Below are 19,690 nucleotides of genomic sequence, written 5' to 3'. Positions count from 1 at the left end.
ATGCTCATCTTTGGCGTCATATTACAGGACTGGCCGCTAGCATTCAGAGCCGCTTACCTAGGCAAATACTCATTTCCGCAAACGAACTGTACCGTCCTCCACCAAAACTATCCCTTGGACACGTCCGTGGGTCAGCGCGCGCGAAATCCGCGCCCCGGCGTCAGTGGTCGTCCGAGCCACTCCCAGCAGCCGACTAACCGCCTTGGCCAGGCCATTTGGTGACGTTGCCCCTTGCTGCATCAGGATGTGCACCGCCGCATTACCCAGTTCTTCCAGGCTAATTTCGTCGATACCACGGCGTGTTTCAGGTTCGATTCCTGGTACTCGGAACCTTTCCCAATTACTCGGACTGGCACACTCCGGCCAATAAAAAGTGATGTCGTTCTCCCTCGTACGGACCAACTGCCTAGGTACCAGTGCACTCAACTGAGCCTCAATGCGGTTACCGACCCTGGACAACCCCCAAGCCCGCGTCACGCGCTTAAACACTAATGTCTGCGATACCGGCCCTTCCGTTTCGATAACTTTAAGCAGCTGACCGGATAAAGTCGACATTGAGCGGCTTTCAAAGAAGAGGTCCGGGTTGCCTTTGTCCAGACAGGTCAGTTCGTATTCGTGCAACTGAGTGGCAGGGGCAACCGCCTCTAAAGTCGACTCGACCTTGGCATATAAAGCGTGCGGCTCTTCCTCGCTCTTCACCTCCTGGGGCGGTTCAACAGGCGGTTCGTCCTCGGTTGGCACGGTCGCGACCAACTCGTCGAGTCGGGCCAAAAGCTTTCGCAAAGGTTCTTCAGGATTCAGCCACCAGTCTGTGGACCAAATTCGATACAGTTCCCACCCTAGGCTCTCGAGAACATGTTGGCGAAGCCGGTCGCGGTCGCGCGCAGTCGCGCCAGAGTGATACATGGCGCCATCGCACTCAACGCCTAACAGATAACGACCTGGCGCACGTGGGTCGACCACGCCAATGTCAATCCGGTATCCGGATACACCGACCTGTGGATGGACGGCCCATCCTTTCTCACGAAGAGCGGAAATAACCTGTTGCTCGAACGGGCTATCAGGTTCCCGTCCCGTAGGCATACTTTGCTCAACCAAGGCTCGTGGACCTCGAATGGCAAACTCCAAGTAATTCTTCAGGTCTCGTACACCGGCAGCCCGGACTCGCGAAAGGTCGATTTGCTCAGGAAGCAGCGTACTAAAAATCACGACGCCGACACGGGCACGCGAGACGGCCACGTTGAGACGCCGATGGCCTCCCTCCAGATTCAACGGCCCAAAGTTGAGGCTGACCTTTCCTGACGCGTCTGGGCCATAAGTAATGGAGAAGAAGATAATGTCCCGCTCGTCACCTTGGACGTTTTCCAGGTTCTTGATGAACAACGGCTCCTGCGAGGTCTGCGCAATGGCCTGGTCCAATTTCGGAGAAGCCCGGCGCCGCTCATCCAGCATCCGCTCAATCAGGCTTTGCTGCGCCTGGTTGAAGGTCACTACGCCAAGTGTCATATGCCGCTTAGCCGAGTCCAGATAGTGCCGCTCAATCGCCTTTACGATGGCATCGGCCTCCGCCCGATTTGTTCGAGAGCCCCCGCGGTCGTAGACGCCTTGGACGCGTTCAAAGCGCACACTCTGGTCGTTAGTGACCGGCGACGGGAATGTGACCAGTTCATTGTCGTAGTAGGTCACATTGCTAAACGTAATCAGGCCCTCATGCTTGCTTCGGTAGTGCCAGTTCAATCGCAGTTCAGGCAGACCGACACTGAGACACTCGTCCAGGATGCTCTCCAGGTCCTGAATATCTTCGCTATCCCCACCATCCTCAGAGTCATCTGCACGGGAGAAGAAGCTCGTCGGGGGGAGCTGCTTCGGGTCGCCGACGCAAACAAGCTGCCTGCCGCGAGCGATAGCGCCGACGGCATCCCATACGGGAATCTGAGAGGCTTCATCGAAGATGACTACATCGAACTGAGCGTGCGATGCATCCAGGTACTGGGCAACCGACAAAGGTGACATCAGCAGACAAGGCTTCAGCCGGGTCATCAGGGTTGGGAGGCTTTGTACCAACTGCCGAATCGGCATATGTTTGCGCTGCTTCTGCAATTCGCGCCGCAACTTCCCCAGTTCAGAATCAGCGCCAGGGACAACCCCGACGCTAGCCGGAATTTGGCCGGCTAGTTTGGCAGCAATATATTGCTGGGTAAGCTTCTGGAACCGCTCGTCGGCCTCCTTGAATTCGCCAACCTTACGGCTATGTTCGGCACTTGAGAAGTTGCAGAGTGCCGGTTCCCGGTCAATCGCTTTCCGCACCCACCAGCTCTGGTAGCTGTATTCGAAGAAAGCTGCCACGGCGGACAACGGCGTCTCGCCGGCCTCCAGTGCGTCCACAATACCCTGCAGCCCTCTGACGATTGCATGGGCCCGGGATTTCTGCCACAGACACCACGGCTGCAGCTGCCGCGCCGCAGATTGCCATCCTTGCAGCAAGCTCAGCAGCCGAGTAATGACGCTGCCGGCAGTCGGGTCAAGTCCGAGGTCTGCATGGCAGTTGCCAAGTGCTGTAACCTGGCGGAACTGGGTCATGAAATCTCGATAGCAATCTCGGTACGACAACAAACTGGAGCCAAGAGGCATGTCTGCCTTCAGCATGCCTCGGTTGTCGGAAACAAATGGCTGCAGCTTTGAGCGGAGTGTGTCAGCCAATTCGATGTCGTGTCCCGCAATTGCCGTCACTGCCTCCGCGAATGACGTCGCCCAACGCTCGGCTGATTCAACAGCGCGCCAGTCCGTCTTTGAAGCGGCAAATGTTTCCTGCAGCAGTTGTGACGCGTCGGAAGACATCGCCTCGAGGACCCTGTCCTCCGCATTAACAGCGGTCAATGCCGAGATGACGGCCGGGATTTCGGACGCTTGTGGACGACGCTGGTCTTTTCGATACAGGCGCAAGCGACCGGTAACCGCGCGCTGGGCGAACAGCCTCTTCGGCCACCAGGAATTCGATGCCGCCGCCCACTGCAATTTCAGCTCGGACGCACTTAAGGTGGCGACATCATCCACATAGTTATTCTTCAGAGGCTCCCACGCCTGATTCCGGGCCAAGCCATGCTGCCGAAGGTTGGCAAGTCGGTTGCGAGCGGATTCGTCATGCGCCGACCGCGTAACCTGGACCGGAACGGTGCGGGCCGCTGAAAGCACGTCAGCCAACACATCGAATTTGCCAAGCCCATTTAGCGAGAATCCCATTTTGGGAAGACCCAGCTGATTTATAAGGTTCGATGCTGCCTCTTCCAGTTTCTTGATTGTTGTTTCTAACGTCGAAACCGCGTCGAAAAACTCTTGCTGCCACGATGGCATCCATTCGGTCTTGCGGATGACCTCCAGAGGATGATTCTGCAAACCCGATAATTGGCCAGCCAAAGCGCCCATCTGCCGGCAGGTCTCACGCAGTGCCTCGAGTTGGTCTCGGTTATGCACATCGGCGTCTGCCCACGGCATCGCCGCTGGCCGCATTTCCGCATACTGCAAGCTGGTTCCGATGGCTTCGTAAATGGTGAGGTCATTTGGATAGCTGCGATGCAGTGCGCGCGCGACCCCATTCAGGTCTGTGCGGAGCGTCAACAGGCGCTCAGACTCTCGCTCCCAGTCCTTCACCGTTCGTGCACCAGCGGCATCAAGCGCGATACCTAACTGTTTCAGCACATCCGCTTTCTTGGCCTTGGATGAATGCAACTCAAGACAGTAAGGACCTAGGCCGAGACTACTGAGCCGACGATGCACGACCTCCAGAGCGGCCATCTTCTCGGAGACAAACAACACTGTCTTCCCGGTGGCCAAAAGATGGGCAATCAGGTTCGAAATGGTCTGGCTTTTACCCGTCCCAGGCGGGCCTTCGATGACAAGATTCTTTCCTTCCGCAGCAACACAAACGGCACGCAACTGCGATGAATCGGACAACATCGGCGTAAAGAGGTCTTGGGGACGGAACTTCTCGTCCAACGTGCTGGGCTCGAAACCCGTTGCACTGTCAGCAAATGCCTTGCCGGGATTGTTGATTAAGTGCGCAACAACGCTGTTTTCCTGGAGTTGCTTCTGTCGGTCCTGGAGGTCCTTCCACATGAGGTACTTCGTGAACGAGAAGATACCCAGGTGGACCTGCTCTTTCACCTCCCATCCCTTCAGCTCGCCCACATTCAGTCGGACGGTCTGCAGAATCCCGTTGACGTCGATACCATGGTCATCCGTCGGCAAAACGTCGAACGACGGCAGCTTCAGACTGAAATCCTGCTGTAGCTTCTGCAACAGCGTCGGATTCACAAGGGCGTCGTCATCGTGACGAGTCAGACGGAAACCACTCCGAACTGACTGTCGGGACAGCGTGACCGGGATAAGAAGAATCGGAGCCAGATGCCTGGATTCGGCGTCCTTGCTTTCCTGCCATTCCAACATCCCGAAAGTCAGGAACAGCGTATTGGCACCACCCTCTTCCATTCCTGTGCTAGCTGCTCTGAATATCTCAAGAAGCCTGCCCTCCAGAGCTTCGTCCTCGATGTCAGTAACAATTTCATTCCTACGAAGCGCGTCGGTCGCCAGGTCATCTATTGCCGCTGTACCGTTTCGGCCGGCGTACACATTGGCATCGCGACCATCCGAGCTGAACATTTTCGGCTTCGCACGAATACGGAATTCGTTTCCATCCGCAAGCCGGTCTTCCAATGCACCAGGGTCAGGACAAATGACGCGCAGGGTGGTTTTGGTCGGCTTGAAATTCAAGAGCTTATTTCGAAGCGTCAAGTCGAGCAGTTTGCTTTTCCATTTCGCCAGGCGTCCTTCTGGCGTTTCGGGCGTCACATGGTCATGCAGCGGTATGACAACCGGGTCCAACGGCGGCAACTGTGGCACGTCCTCGATAACGGGTATCTCCGCCTTGGCAATCGGTACGTGTTGTTCCTCAACCTGCGACGAGCGGGATGGCAGGGGGCGAATCTGGACTTCGCGGGCGCGTCGGACATCTACCGCATACGCGAACTCAGCTTCGTCGTTCAGGTGTTCCTCGCCGCGGGTGCAGGCCCAGCGAAGGGATGGCTTCTGCCCGCCAGCCACTCCGGTGGTCTCGAATACCATGAATTCACCGGATTTCACGCGCTTTCGAACCGCCTGGACATCGTCCACTAATGCGGTGGGGAAGCTGGTTTCTATCAGCCAGACACCAACCCACGCGTGACCTTCCTTGAACAAAACAACGGGGTGCAGACCAGCCTGCTCGAGACAAGATGCGAACAACATGGCGAGGTCCAGACACGTCGCGAGCTTGCCATCCAGGATTCGTTCTGGCGTGCGAATTTTCTGACCGTCGTTCCCGAACGATGCGGGCGGGTTGGAATATTGAATGTCCTCGGCAACTACTGTGCTATAGATAGCCGATACCTGCTTCCATACTTTCTCGCGATTCTTGGACTGGTATCCGTCCATGGATAAGTCAGCGGAAGTTTGGCGTAGCAATCCTGAAGCGCGAGCGAGAAGCTTGTCCACAACCCGCGAGTTAGGCATGCAAAACGCAGCCAGCAGTTCTGGCAACGACCGCGTTCCGGCCCACTGGTCGTAGGCGAGAATATCAATGTTGTGCGTTGCCGTTGCGAGTACAGATTCCTGGACAAGTAACGATACAGTAATGACAGCACGCTCAGATTCGTCGAGCTGACTGAAATACTGGTAGTCGGGACGCAAATCGACGGGGGCGAGACGGCGGTTCTCGCCAGGCGCCAGTTTGTCGAAATGAAACCGCACGCTCTCTGCGAAAGCCGGGACACACTTTACGACCAGCTCTACATTGGAGAGGGGCGTCTCTCCATGGTTTGTGACCTGAATTTCACGGATAACCGGGATGTTGTTCTGTATCGCCGCGTACCCAATCTTTAAATCGGCAATGACCTTAACGCTCGGCAGCTTTATGTCGATGTCAGTCGTCAAATCCTCAGTGTTGTCTGCATGTTCCTGTTCCATCATCCCGTTCCTCATTTTTCTTCTGAGGCGCAACTGAACCGCCCCCAGCATCCCCTGTGTCCGTCGGCACTTCGACAAAACAGCGCGACCAAGCTAAATCAGCACCTGGATGAGGCCGGCTATTTCCCGGAGACATTAAGCGCGGCGAAACGTGCACCTACCGTTGCATTCAGACATGAGCCAATCGACAACATAATTCTAACGGGGAATACTGCCTACTTGACGATTTTTTAAATGGGAACCGTCCAGCTTGAAAATCCAACCACCACGGCTTAATGTGTAAAGGTATATATGCCGGTGCAACGCCGGCGCGTATTAGCAACACGATGAGCCAGTAGTCGCCACCTTGTTGACCGCCTGCACGGTCGTGTCCTCTATTTATGAGAGGGTACCGATGCAGGAGTTATCAATGAAGCAATGCTTGCTAAGCGCTATTCCAGCGGAATGTTTAATATTCCGCCCGTTTCCGGCGATTCTAGGCTTATTTCAACGAAATGGTTTCCACACCCATGGCGTGCAAACACGCGGCCAGAAAAGCTGCGCTGAACCGCTTGCGATTGACCTTGCGATTTATCTGGTCGGGCGACTCGTCGATTCCCAAGTTCCCAAGCATTCGCGAGAGCTCTTTGTAACTGATGCCTCGTCGCCTCATCTCAATTTCAATGAGCTCCTTCGCGGTCTGCTCCCAAGCATCGTAAGGCTGAGCCTTCCGCCCGCCCTTGCGTTCCGGCGTATCCATCACTTTCCCTCAGCCTTCGTGTGGCCTCCGCTTATTTCGTGCCGACATTCTCTCACGACTATTTTCAGTCGTATACGACCGATGCAAAAGGCCGAGCGCTACACGTTCTTACCAAGCTATTTTTTGAGGACAAGAATGCTGAGAGCGACTTCGACCGACCAAGCGAGTATCCAATTGCCGAGCTGGGGAGGTCCCAAATGAGAAGTGCACCTTCCTACGGTATCCGCAGCCATCGGACTGCGGCGAACGCAGGTGTCCGGCTCACGGCCAGGACGTATGGCAAGGCCCGAAACGGCACCTATGCCGAAAAGGCCGACGGACACATCACCGTCGACTCCGACCCGGAACGCCTGGTGGCGCACCTTCTAAGCGTTGACCCGCGCGTGCGCTCCTTCAAGCCCCAACCATTCACCGTCGACCTTGTAGCGGAACGGCTGCTTTTTACACGCGACGAAGTATCGGAAGCACGCAGAATGCGTGGCGGCCGCAGGGGAGATGTTGAGTACACCCCGGACTTCGCCACCGTTCAGGTTGATGGTCTACAACGCGCTTATGAAGTCAAACTCCAGGGCTATGAGGGCGACGACCGGTACTGGGCGAAAATCGACCGCGCCCGCCAAATCATGGAAGCCTACTGCTTTCCACTATCGACGATTATCGTGCCGACCGACGAACGTCACCCAGTAATCGTCAACGCGCAATTACTGAAGCCAGCGATGGCGCGGGCCCATGAATACCTCACGTCAGACATCATCGAACGGGTCGAACGCTATTGCGAATCCAGGTCGGTGCTTCAGCGCGACCTGTGCGCAGACCTCCAAATTTCGTCGGGCCTAATTCCACTCCTCCTGGCGACCGGTGTACTGCAGGCAGACCTAGCACGTCAGCACATCTGCGCCATGTTGGAGCTGTCTGCCGCATATGGCGACCTCGGGCACCTGTGCATGATTGAGGAGCTGTGCTCATGATGTCAGACCTCCGAGCCGGGGACAAATTAACGATACCGGGAAAGCCGGACAGTTACTTGGAGGTGTTAGACGGTCGTATCCATGCCGGTACCATTCATGTTTTCGATGCTGAGAAGCGCGAGTCCCGATATGTCGATGAAACCGACATCCGGGCAAGGATTTCCTCGGGCAGCCTGACGCTGCATCGGAAAGGATTGCCACGCGTCGGCATCGCTGCTCAGTACGACAACACAGTACTGCACGCTAAGGTCCGGTTTTTACTTGACGTTCTCCGGCGCATCGATTCAATCCAGGCCAAACTCGGCAAGTCATTCTCTGCAGCGATACCTCTCGCTCGTGAAAAATATATAAAGGAAAACGCTGGCGAACTAGGAGTGCCTGCATTTCCGTCTCGAGCATCACTGTTCCGGGCTCACAAGAATCAACTGCTCGGCCTACCTGTACTAAAAGGTGACAAGAACAAAGGCAATACGACCGCACGATACTCGCAAGACCTTGTGGAATTCGTTCAAGGCGTCATTCAAGACCAGTTCCTGGTAACGGAATCCAAGTGGACAGTTCTGGACGTGACGAATTACGTCAACCGCGAGGCACGCCATCGTGGTCTGCATCTTGCCGACCACGCTATTAGCCGGAAGTTCGTCGCAGCTACTATTCATGGCCTGACCGTAGATGCCGAATACGACCGGATGGACCCGCTGACTCGTGTCGCAGGCAAGTCGTTCGCAAAGAAACGTATTCGGGCGGCGTTTCCATTTGCCCGCATTGAACAAGATGCCCTGCATCTGCCGTTCGTCGTGCGCACACTCCATGGTGTGGCGCGGACGATGTATCTGGTGCTCGCGATTGATGCATGCACGGGGTATCCGGTGGGATGGAATCTCGTCAACGGCTCGCCACGCGAGATGGATTCGCTGCGGTGCCTCGAGATGTATCTCACTCCTTCGAAGGTCGTTCGCTTCAAGGAGTTGGGCGTCCAACATGAACTGAATATTTATGGCACGCCTAGCCAGCTGATTTTTGATAATGGGCCGGAAACCAAGGGTGGGCGAATCGTTCGCTTGGAATTGCTGGCGATGGACGTCAAGCACTGCAAAGCGAAGGAAGCTCAAGGTAAGCCATTCATCGAGCGCCTTAACAGGTCGCTCAAGGAGGCGTTGCAACGGCTGCCAGGCTGCACTCGCTTTGAAGGAAAGGATGGCGTGCGTGACCCGGAAGCGTTGGGCGATGAGCTAATGACCGTTGAGGAGCTTGAGACGTGGGTTGTCCGGTGGCTTTACGAAGACTGGGTCAACACCCCGCTCGACCGTCTGCGGTGGGACGAGCTACTGGCGGACTCAGTCAAAGGCAAGACGCCCCTGGAGCGTCTGAATTACCTGACCGAAGAGATGGGACGTCCCATCACCATGCCGCCTCCGCCTCAACAATGGATGGCCGCGCTCTTCGAGCACAAGCCTAGTTGCACACTTAGCGCCAAGACTGGCATCTCGCTTGAGCACGGCTTCCGTTACAAGGGCCAAGCCATGTTATATCTGCTGGCGAAATACGGTGACCACGCGCAGCTTCATATCATCTATAACCCCGACGATTTCCGCCAAGTGTACGTGTATGAGGGCGATGACCTTCCGCTGGTCACACTGACGCATGAACACGTCCGCCCCGAAACTCCTGCATGGACATTTGCGGAAGCTAAAGCCCGATTCGATTCGGGCATGGATGGGTACACGGTCCATTACGCCAAGGCGCAATTCCTGCGCGACCTTGACGACGCGGTCGTTGGAAAATCACAGAAAGCCAAACCTCGCGGCAAGCGGGAAGAGAACAAGGAGACTGTACGTCGGGCCAAAGTCCATTCCGCTGTCCAACGCACCATCGACCGGCCGCTTTCATCGGCCACGCCGTTTGGGTCTGCACCCTCGACTAATCCATCCCTTCCCAAAGAAGAATTCCAGCCCGCCGCCGTCTCCTATGACGACGCGCCGATGATGACCATCGTAAACAGAACTACCGGAGAAAAACTGCTGTGACACCAGCCCAACAATTGCGCAAAGATATTGAGACGTGCGAGCTTCCGCACCCAATGTTCGTGGAGCACCTTTCAACGCTCAAACGACGCATCGACGACGCTCTCGCCGGCTTTGCCCCAAAAATCGCTCGCGTACCGGGCCCTAGCGGTGTGGGTAAATCTTCACTCATCGCGACACTGGCCCGCGCCTACCCTGAAACTCGCGTTGATGGGCGGCGCAGTGTTCCCGTGCTCGTCGTCGAGGTGCCTCAATCCGCGACAGCCAAACTGCTTCCTAAAAGTGTGCTGCGCGCGTTGGGCATCCAAGTTCCAGGAAGCATGACGGCTGGAGCGATGTTTGATTTGATGGTTACCCAGCTACGCCTTGCCGGTACGCGGGTGGTGATTTTTGACGAGATTTCACACCTCGTTGACGAAGGGTCGCGAGTACCTCCCCGCGCTGCCAGCGACTGGCTCAAGACGCTGACCGACGCACTTGAGATGACGCTTATTCTCTTCGGCATCCCACGACTCGAACGACTATTTTCAGCTAACGAACAGCTGCGCCGCAGAGCCTGTCCTGCCCGCAATTTCCTGCCGTACGACGCAAGCGATGCTCAGCAGATGGCCGCGTACATCTCATGCGTCACAAATTATGCGCGGTTGTTCGCTGCAGCTGGCTATCCCATCGCCGTGAGCCCACGTGTGCTGACGCAGCAAAGTTATCTACTTACCGGGGGCTTGATTGGGGTGCTCGCCGATTTCATGCGTGAGCTTGCCGCTTCGATGGCGAAACAAGCACCGCGTCCCATCACCTACGTAGATTGCCAGAAAGCGCTTGAATACGTCAGCCACGCAGGGTCACCACACCAACTAGCTTTCATGGATGCGGGCATCACGGACACGGGTGTAGACCCACTAGCCATGAGGCAGGCCTACGTACACGTCCTAACTAGCAATATGGCATCCGTACCGGTGCGCAAAAATTCAGGAGATATGCAATGAGCCTAATCATCACTTACGCACCACGAAACGACGAATCCGGACTGGGTTACTTCCGTCGACTTTCCGCCGACAACTCGCTTTTCGGATGGCGGAACCTGACGGACACCGCACGTGTAGAACGTAGCCGCCACGCATTGCTAACGCGTACGGACGACGTCGCCCGTAACCTCGGACTGGATTCGACATGGACTGAAGCCGCCAAGCAGAAAGAAAGCCTGAGCCACAACTGGGGCCGACTGCGCCGCTCGCAATTTGATGCTGTATGTCCCGCGTGTGTAGCCGAATCGCCACCTTACCTACGACATCAGTGGGAACACGTTTACGTCACCACATGTCCGGAGCACAACATACAGCTCGTTGACCAGTGCAACGCTTGCGGAAAGCACCTGTCGCCGGAACGACTTTATATCGGACTCTGCTCATGCGGCCATGACCTGGGTTGTATACCCCGAGTTCCTGCGCACCCGGTACAGAAGTGGTTATCGACGCTTATTGGGAGCGATGGCCAACAGCCTGGAAGCTTGAAGCCCAATCTGCAAGGCGTGGACGTAAACGTATTAGCGAAGGTTATTCGAATTCTCTGCCTTCACCCAGACCCGAAACAGCCGGCGTTGACGCGCCACTCAGCCTTGCCAAAGACGGTCGCTGAAGCGGTCGAATTTCTCGCACCGCTCGAACTTTTGCTGACCGACTGGCCAACTAGCTTTCAAGCTCATGTTGAGGAACGTATCGCCGTCGGTCGCAAGGATGCCCGCACACTGAACACCTTGCTCGGCGATTGGTACATCAGCTTACGAAAGCTTTGCCAGGGCACCACTCTCGAGCCGCTCTTACAAATCATCATCGACGTCGCGGCCCGAAAATCCGATTGTGTACTGGGCCTAGATTCGGCCAAGAACATGGCTGCGGATGCAACTGGATATGTGCGCGCGTCGGACGCCGCAAGGGCAGTCGGCGTCAGCCTTTCACGCCTGCACGACTCAATTCACGTTGGCGAATGCGAACATCGAACGCGTCGAACGGGGACGCGCGGCCAGGTGTACGAAATTCCTTGCGTTGAGGTTGAACGTATTCAGCAGCAGCGCGCCAAATGGATTTCCGACACCGATGCTTGCGACCTGGCGTGTGTCACACCTGTCGTACTCGAGCGCATGAAGGGTGCCGGCGTTATTCAGTCGGACATCCGCTGGCGCGAGGACCTCATGAAAGGCGGCACCGTTGAGCACCAATCCATTTTAGACTTGTTTGAGCGTGTGGACCGGTTCGCTGAACCCACCACAGTCGGCGACGATGCGACACTCACTTGGGCGGAACTGACAAGTCGTCGGATGGGCGAAAAGCAGGCTATCGAGTCGCTGATGAAGGCAATCGCGAATGGCGATGTGACCGCCGTCGCACGAGCCAGAACGTTGGGGGAAATGGTATTCCGTATGTCAGACGTGTCGACGTATTTTGGCACGCCACTGCTCGAGGCCGGCATGTCGATTCAGCAATTGGCGAGAGCGACCGGCTGGAAGTGGGAATCTATTTCACATTGGATAAACGAAGGACTTTTGGCATCCGAGACAATTCAACGTCGTGGCCAACAGTGCCACGTCGTGTCACCCCAGCAATTGCTGACGTTCCGCCAGAGCTATATCCCGCTCGCGGACCTAGGCCGAGCTATGGATAAAAAAGCCTCAGCATTGTCACGCTTGCTGCCCGGCGTCAAACTCGTTGGCGCTCAACAGTTGCCAGACGGTGCCAGTCGCGGCGCGTTAATTCGAATCGCCGACCTCGGCTGGTTGGCCGTACTCGGAGCGAGGGCTGGCGAAGACCTCTTCGTTCCGGCACCATGAGCACCATGGAGCGTTGGTCTGTCGGTTATCCGGATTTTCGTGTGGAGTCAGTTGCGAACTGCCAAAGGATTCCACTCTGCTGGCAAGCAACATAGATAGGTCGCCATATGGCATAAAGTCTCATCTATGGCTCAATCTCGTGGGCAATGTCGTTCATAGATAGGACGTTATCCCCTATAATGACCTATCTATAACGGAGAAAATGATGCCAAAGAAGCTCTCCAAGCCTGAAGCCTGGCCAACCCTCGTGCAAGAGCGCCTCACTGTATGGGGCCAGTGTATCCATACACAGCGCTTACGACAGCGTATCGCTGTCGCTGATTTGTCTGCCCGAGTGGGCATCTCCCGAACGACGCTATTACGGCTCGAAAAAGGGGACCCTGGTGCATGTGCAGGTGCATATTTGACAGCACTTCTTGCGCTGGGCATCGTCGACCAGGCGGCACCAGCGCTGCCTACCGCGCTTTGGCAAGGTGACTTCGGTCAGCGCGTCAAGTTGAGCCAGCTGGAGAGGGGAGCTGACGATGAGTATTTCTAATACCGATAGCTTTCCACATGTTAATCCGGATAGCCGGTCTTTTAAGTCTGCAAACGTAGGTCCTGTCTAGATTGGATTCAAGGGTCTCAAGCGTCGAAGGGCTCAGCCTTAGAAGCAGGTGAACACCTTCGTAGCCTACCTACGGGTGGTGAGGCTGAGCCCAGCCCTCCCCGAAAATTCGCCAGGGATGCGCCTTCACTCAGCCACCACACATACTACGGTACGGAGCCGGCCTCGCCCGACAGACTTTCGTTCCGCGCCTCTGTCTTCGCCAGCGCGCCGGACTTCTCAGAACTGCCCCCCAGAGTCCGGTATCCCCCGCGCGCTGGTGCTAGTCACCTCGTCCACGCGGGCGGCAATCGCCACATCAGCGAAGCCCATCGAGGTGAGCCGCCTTCTACCGGCCGCATGACAGGCCGTCGGTGGAATGTGGATTCTTGCTTAATAGTATATGCAGACGGAAGCACATCATGCGAATCGCAAAACGTACCCCTGATTTAAAGGGTCTTTGCTCGATACAGTGCAAGTAGGCTTGTCGCTACAGCGAGGCGCTATCCTGCTGCCATAACTTTACCAAGGCTAGGATGTACGAAGCGTTGAACGAAATATCCTGGTAGTCGGACATTCGGAAAGACTGTATTTGTGCCAGTCGCGCTAGCACGGCGTCAATATTGGCTTTAGGTTCGCGGCGAGGGGTTCGCGATGTCCCGGGCGTGATTTCGACATACGGACCAACGATTTCGATGGTGAACGGATTCCCGCGTGCCAGCGTCGTCAGGCGTTCTCCTTTCTTACTCTTACAGAAAGAAAGTAGGGTTTGTGTAGATGGCAGGGCGTTGACTAAGGGAGGGTACACGTTCGCACCTTCGACGTTCGCTGTTCGAGTAGTGGGAGCGGAGTGCGCGCCGGGCCGCAACGTATCTACTCCGAGCCGAGCCTTATCGAGAGGGATGCTTGGCGCGGATACTTTTGCATCCAGTGCTTTCCCATTCCATGGTGGCGACAATGCCTTGATTAAGCTGTCCTCGAGTCCAGCAGAGAGATTTACCGCGAACTCCCCATGTTGTTGATGAGGCAGCGAATGGAGGACGTAAATCTCAACAACGGCGCCGGCAGCGAGCGCAGCGGCGATATTTTGATTGTTCTTGATGTTCGTGGAGCCACCCCGCTCTGCGGTGCTTGCCGGTGAACGGTAGGCCTGCATTCGCTTCAGCAAGCTCTGGGTAGTCTTGCCGACATACATGAGCCGCCCGTCTACAGCAAAGGCATAAAGCAGGTTTTGCTCGTGCATGACGGACGGTTCAAGCGTGAAGCGCAGCACTTCTCCGGCATGCATCCACCGGCCAGCTAACTTGAAACCAATGGCCGCCAGCCTGGTTAATTTCTCGTCCATTTTGTCTCCCAATGTTTTCAATTAACTCTACGGCCACAGATACGAGTTAGCAACAGAAACCGTCGCGCAGGCCTACGTAGGGGCTGACGAACTGGGAACGGCGGCCGCTGAGCGCGCGAAGTGCCTCTAGCGCCGCCGTTCCTCTGTTAGATAAGACTTGCCTATGGCGGCCTGCCACGGACTGTAGGAAGGTGCACGGCGTCGACTCGATACAACTCCGGGACTGACTCGCTTTTCCCAAGGCTCGTCGCCCTGTGACTTTTGGGCCGCATGCGCCGCCGGGCATTCGATAGCGGGCAGCACTTGAGGGAAAGAGTGACGGCTGGACGTCTGCGCTAGTTGCATCTCGGCTAAATGCAAATTATCCGTTTTTCGGCTATATACAAGATAGCCGTTATTCAGCTAAACTGATTTTATCCGTAATACGGCTAAAATAATCTTTGGTAACGATTTGACAACACTATGGACGTGTCAGCAGCCCAGCTCATTTTTTGCACAGCCGTCCAGCTTGGACAGCACCTTAGATATGCACGACGGCGTAAAAAGCTAACTCAGCGCGACGTCGCTAACCAAATGAATCTGAGCCAAAACAGAATTTCATACCTCGAGCTACATCCTGAAGACATCAGCGTACAACAACTACTTAGCTGGTGCGCCATTGTTGGGCTGGAGTTGAGCATCGGGGAACGCAAGCCGTTCGTACACCGAACCGATGTTGAGTGGTAGAACCGGCGATGGAGGGTATTCAATGCACCTACTCTGCCTCGTAATTGGAAGGGGCGACCGCTGACTATGCTGGGGCGGGGAACGACATCTGGAATACGAGCGTTTTTGGAAAGCTTCCTTTCCTGGCAATTTCACTAATCTCACCTGACTCCGTCTTGCCGCCATAACTCTACAACTCCAAGCTCGATGGAACGAAGCGGCTGACTTACGCCTCCCCGGGCTCGTCAGGCGGCAAATCCTCGGCCACATACGGCACGGGCCAATCAAGCATAGCCGCCGCTCGTCGAATGACCCAGCGCGCCTCCGGTTCCGAAGTCCACTTTGTCGCAATCAATCTCGTGAGATACTGGTCAAGTATGTCGATTTGGGACATATGGGCGCGCTTCCCGGCCTTAGATTCCAGCGATTTCTCCGCCAACTGGCGCGCGAGGTCTTCACAAGCGTCCCATCGCAGGTAAAGCTCAGGAGGAGTGCATCCAGAAGAGTACAAGCGACCGTTGTAACTGGTCATCAGGAGTTTGGGGTGAGCACCAGAAATCGCACCGCGGTGTAGCGGACGCGGGAAATCCAAAGGCACCTGTTCGAATTTGGTGTCGTCCTCGCCTGGCGTGAGAGCTTCTATTTTTCCTTTCATTTCACCACCTCCCTGACTTAACATTACGGCCCATATGTAAGGTCGTCAATGCTTTGGATTCTCCAGAGGACGAGCGTGTCCCATTCCCTCACTTCCGAGCATTTACCATTAACCGCGGGTGCGAGCGCGAATACACGGTGTGATGGGTGAGCTCTGCGCACATGACTCCCATGCCAGCAGGTGCCGGTTCGACATGTCCATATAAAATGGGCAAATTCCGATAAATTCGCTAATATATGTGGCATGCCAAAAAGAACTCTCGTCATGTTTCCGACAGCGCTTAAGCAGCTTGCCGACCTCGGCGAGCGACTGCGGTTGGCGCGCCGCCGCCGGTCAATAACCACCGAGTTATTTGCTGAGCGGATGGGAGTCTCTCGCGAAACTCTGCGGCGCTTGGAAAAAGGCGACCCCACCATCTCCATGGGCACGTATGTACGGGCGTTGCGCGTCCTAGGGCTTGATGGGGACATCGACGCAGTCGGCCGCGATAACGTGCTGCGCCAGAAACTGCAAGACCTCAAGTTGGAGAAAGAACCTAGCCATGTCGCTGCTCGAACCTAAACGCCCGCGTCAGTGGTGGGTCACATGAGTTCGGTCGGCACCCGGGCGCGAGATTGCTGCTGCCGTAAACAATGAAATCTCGTCGGACGCTTCGCAAAATCTCATGGGATACGTCCATATAAGCTGTGTCGAGAGAGCGAAAGAGTCTCAAGTTACGAGTCTCGCTACAGATAGTTCAATTTCTTCTAAACGGTCTCTTTTTGAGGCCGTTTTTTTTGCGTAAAAATTTCCATGGGTCGAGAAGAAATGGACAACTAGTTACAAGGCAACAACGTTTCCAGGTAAGATGTTTAAACCATATTCCAAGGTCACGTCGTCTCATCCCACTCTATGCCATCGACCCTCGCCTACTACAACCAGAACGCGACGAACTTCTTCGCCAACACTGTCAACGTCGACATGTCGGCACTGCATGATCGATTTTTGTCTAAGGTGAGTGCAGGTGGCCGGGTGTTGGACGCAGGCTGCGGCTCGGGGCGGGACGCGAAGGCATTTCTCGCCAAAGGCTATCGCGTTACGGCCTTTGACGGCTCGGACGAGCTGGCGCGTCTGGCGGCTGAGCACACGGGCATACAGGTAAGCGTGCAAAGCTTCTTCGACGTTCGGGAGCAAGCCACCTACGACGGCATATGGGCCTGCGCCAGTTTGCTACATCTTCCGCAAGACGGAATACCGCAAGCGCTGGAATGCCTCTGGACTGCGCTCAAACCGAGCGGTACTTTCTACCTCAGCTTTAAACTCGGCGTAGGCGAGCGAGTTCAGGATGGCCGCCACTTCACCGACGTCAACGAGCGCCAGCTAAACGATTGGATCGCCAATCTACCCGCCGTTGAACAAGTCGAATTTTGGTTGTCCAATGATCAGCGGCCTGGCCGGACTGAACAATGGCTTAACGCACTAGTGTCCCGCGCGGCGACGCCAAAGGAACGCCTGATCACAGGTGGCGAAGATCCATTTTTACCGCACCTTAGCAACGCAATCAATCGCGCCTCGGACGTGGATCTGGCAGTCGCGTTCATCAAAACGACAGGCCTGCGCCTGCTGCTTCCAGATCTGCATAGTGCGCTGCAGCGTGATGTTGACTCTCCGCGCCCATCTGCCCGCGTGCGCGTGCTGACCAGCGATTATCTCGATGTCACTGATCCGGAGGCGTTACGACTGCTCATGCTGCTGCAAGAACAGGGCGCCCAGGTTAAGGTGTACGAATCGGCTGGCGGCAGCTTTCACTTGAAGGCCTACCTCTTCGCACAGTTCGATGACAATAGCGATAGCACTGGTACTGCCTTCATCGGGTCAAGCAATATCAGTAGGCAGGCGCTGCAGAACGGCCTAGAGTGGAATTATCGGATTGACTATCCCGGCGACGATGGATTCCTTGAGGCGCGCTCAAGATTCGAAGAACTGTTCGTCCATCCACGTTGCGTTCTGCTATCCGATGCCTGGATAGCTCAGTACGAGGCCCGCCGAGTTCCATTGCCGAGAGCTGTCGCGCCAGGCAGCCTAGAACAAGATCCGCCACCGACGCCGACTACCGTTCAAAACGATGCGTTATTCGCCTTGCGCGAAACGCGAGATGAGGGATACCGTCGAGGACTTGTGGTGCTGGCCACCGGCTTAGGCAAGACTTGGTTAGCTGCCTTCGACGCAGCGCAATTCGGCGCGCGACGTGTGCTGTTCGTCGCGCATCGAGAAGAAATCTTGAATCAGGCGGCGGAGACTTTTCTGAGGATACGACCATCTAACCGCGTTGGCTTTTATGCGGGACGGACGCGCGACGAGGAAGTCGATGTATTGTGCGCCTCGGTCCAAACACTGGGCCAAGAGCAGCATCTGGAACGCTTTTCGCCAGAACACTTCGACTATATCGTCGTCGATGAATTCCACCACGCCGCCGCGCCAACTTACCGCCGCCTGCTCTCGCATTTTTCGCCACGCTTCTTACTCGGGCTAACGGCGACGCCGGATCGATCGGACCAGTCCGACATCCTATCGCTATGCGACGACAATCTCGTGTTCAACCAAGGACTGTTTGACGGCATCATAGCTAAGCTCTTGGTGCCGTTCCATTATTACGGCATTTTTGACAACTCGGTTGACTATACCGAGATACCGTGGCGCAGCGGACGGTTCGACCCGGAACAGCTTTCAAATAAGTTGGCAACGCTCGCGCGAGCGCGACACGCTTTATCGGAATGGCAGGCTCGCAAGCAAGAACGGACACTCGCATTTTGCGTCTCGATCGCGCATGCCGAGTTCATGGCGGCCCAATTCAGCAAAGCAGGTATCACCTGCGCTGCTGTCTACGCCGGTTCGACGTTGAGCCGGGCCGATGCGCTAGAGCGCCTGCGCGACGGTCGTCTAGCGATCATTTTTTCCGTCGACCTGTTCAACGAAGGTGTGGACTTGCCCGCTATCGATACGGTGATGATGCTGCGCCCGACGGAGTCGAAGATTCTGTTCCTGCAGCAGCTCGGGCGAGGCTTGCGCAAATGCGAAGGCAAAGAGAAGTTAGTCATTCTGGATTTCATCGGCAATCACAAGAGTTTCCTGCACAAGCCGCAGGCCCTGTTTGGGATCGATGCCAGCTACAAGCAATTGGCGAATTTCGCGCGCAAAGCCGAGGCAAATACGCTTCAACTTCCAGACGGCTGCTTCGTCAATTACGATCTCAAATTGATCGATTTCCTCAAGTCGTTGGACAGCGATGGCATCAAGAGTGAGTATGCCGCTTTGCGGGACAGTCTAGGTAGACGCCCCGCGCTTGCTGAATTCTATCGAGCCGGCGCCAGCATGCAAGCAATGCGCAACGATTACGGGGACTGGTTCTCGCTGGTCCACGCGATGGATGATCTCAATGCGGATGAGCAGAAAATTTTGGCCGCACATCGACCCTTTTTGCGCGAGTTGGAAACTACGGTCATGGTGAAGAGCTTCAAGATGGTATTGCTTGAGGCCTTCCAAGAGTTGAACGGCTGGGCGGTTCCACCGACAACCAGCACTCTTGCGGACCGATCCTGGCAAGTGCTGCAGCGCCGCCGCACACTCCTCTCGGACCTACCAGCGACGCAGCGCCAACTACAAGACGGCGCGAATGCCGCCTGGCATCGCTACTGGCTGGACAACCCCATCAATGCTTGGACAGGTGGTAATCGCGCCGCTGGCAAGAGCTCATATTTCCAAATCGTGGCCGGGGCATTTCGGGCATCGTTCAGCCTCGCACCTGAACTGCAAAAAACGTTCGCCTTGATGGTGCAGGACATTATCGACTACCGGCTGGCGGCATACG

Annotated in this window: 12 protein-coding genes; 8 read left to right on the top strand and 4 right to left on the bottom strand. The window is 55.9% G+C overall.

The window, feature by feature from the left end; translation table 11 throughout:
* Window positions 1-69: 69 nt before the first annotated feature.
* Together proA and AC3WOS_RS22880 are read right to left on the bottom strand one after the other, a co-directional pair.
* Window positions 70-6,000: an anti-phage protein ProA gene (proA, locus tag AC3WOS_RS22885; protein WP_492718853.1), complete on the bottom strand. Its 5,931-nt coding sequence runs from the start codon at window positions 5,998-6,000 to the stop codon at window positions 70-72.
* Between the two features lie 478 nt (window positions 6,001-6,478).
* Window positions 6,479-6,736 (bottom strand): DUF6471 domain-containing protein, encoded by a 258-nt coding sequence (locus AC3WOS_RS22880; RefSeq protein WP_492718852.1) that lies wholly within the window; start codon window positions 6,734-6,736, stop codon window positions 6,479-6,481.
* Window positions 6,737-6,933: 197 nt separating this feature from the next.
* On the opposite strand from AC3WOS_RS22880, the gene AC3WOS_RS22875 reads away from it, so the two are divergent.
* From AC3WOS_RS22875 to AC3WOS_RS22855, 5 genes are all read left to right on the top strand, one after another.
* Window positions 6,934-7,704, top strand: coding sequence for a hypothetical protein (locus AC3WOS_RS22875; protein ID WP_492718850.1), 771 nt, complete (start codon window positions 6,934-6,936; stop codon window positions 7,702-7,704).
* Window positions 7,701-9,731 (top strand): TnsB C-terminal domain-containing protein, encoded by a 2,031-nt coding sequence (locus AC3WOS_RS22870; RefSeq protein WP_492718849.1) that lies wholly within the window; start codon window positions 7,701-7,703, stop codon window positions 9,729-9,731. Before AC3WOS_RS22875 ends, AC3WOS_RS22870 begins: the two co-directional genes overlap by 4 nt.
* Window positions 9,728-10,714, top strand: coding sequence for a TniB family NTP-binding protein (locus AC3WOS_RS22865; RefSeq protein ID WP_492718847.1), 987 nt, complete (start codon window positions 9,728-9,730; stop codon window positions 10,712-10,714). Before AC3WOS_RS22870 ends, AC3WOS_RS22865 begins: the two co-directional genes overlap by 4 nt.
* Window positions 10,711-12,552: a TniQ family protein gene (locus AC3WOS_RS22860; protein ID WP_492718846.1), complete on the top strand. Its 1,842-nt coding sequence runs from the start codon at window positions 10,711-10,713 to the stop codon at window positions 12,550-12,552. Before AC3WOS_RS22865 ends, AC3WOS_RS22860 begins: the two co-directional genes overlap by 4 nt.
* Before the next feature lie 205 nt (window positions 12,553-12,757).
* Window positions 12,758-13,090 carry a hypothetical protein gene (locus AC3WOS_RS22855; RefSeq protein WP_492718845.1) on the top strand — a complete coding sequence of 111 codons (333 nt, stop codon included), beginning with the start codon at window positions 12,758-12,760 and terminating at the stop codon, window positions 13,088-13,090.
* A 538-nt stretch (window positions 13,091-13,628) separates the two neighbouring features.
* Here the strand turns inward: AC3WOS_RS22855 and AC3WOS_RS22850 are convergent.
* Window positions 13,629-14,483, bottom strand: coding sequence for a GIY-YIG nuclease family protein (locus AC3WOS_RS22850; protein ID WP_492718843.1), 855 nt, complete (start codon window positions 14,481-14,483; stop codon window positions 13,629-13,631).
* Between the two features lie 462 nt (window positions 14,484-14,945).
* Between AC3WOS_RS22850 and AC3WOS_RS22845 the strand changes: the two genes are divergently transcribed.
* Window positions 14,946-15,209 (top strand): helix-turn-helix domain-containing protein, encoded by a 264-nt coding sequence (locus AC3WOS_RS22845; protein WP_492718841.1) that lies wholly within the window; start codon window positions 14,946-14,948, stop codon window positions 15,207-15,209.
* A gap of 205 nt (window positions 15,210-15,414) precedes the next feature.
* Here AC3WOS_RS22845 and AC3WOS_RS22840 read toward each other — a convergent pair whose 3' ends face one another.
* A complete protein-coding gene (locus AC3WOS_RS22840) occupies window positions 15,415-15,843 on the bottom strand; it encodes a hypothetical protein (RefSeq protein ID WP_492718840.1) in 429 nt (142 codons plus the stop codon).
* 264 nt (window positions 15,844-16,107) lie between these two features.
* Here AC3WOS_RS22840 and AC3WOS_RS22835 point away from each other — a divergent pair, with 264 nt between their 5' ends.
* Both AC3WOS_RS22835 and AC3WOS_RS22830 read left to right on the top strand, forming a co-directional pair.
* Window positions 16,108-16,404, top strand: coding sequence for a helix-turn-helix domain-containing protein (locus AC3WOS_RS22835; protein ID WP_492718838.1), 297 nt, complete (start codon window positions 16,108-16,110; stop codon window positions 16,402-16,404).
* A 330-nt stretch (window positions 16,405-16,734) separates the two neighbouring features.
* The coding region (locus AC3WOS_RS22830) for a DEAD/DEAH box helicase family protein (protein ID WP_492718837.1) at window positions 16,735-19,690 on the top strand (2,956 nt) is incomplete at its 3' end.

It is taken from the genome of Rugamonas sp. FW305-51 (genome assembly GCF_058786935.1).
This window is presented reverse-complemented; position numbering and strand designations above follow the sequence as displayed.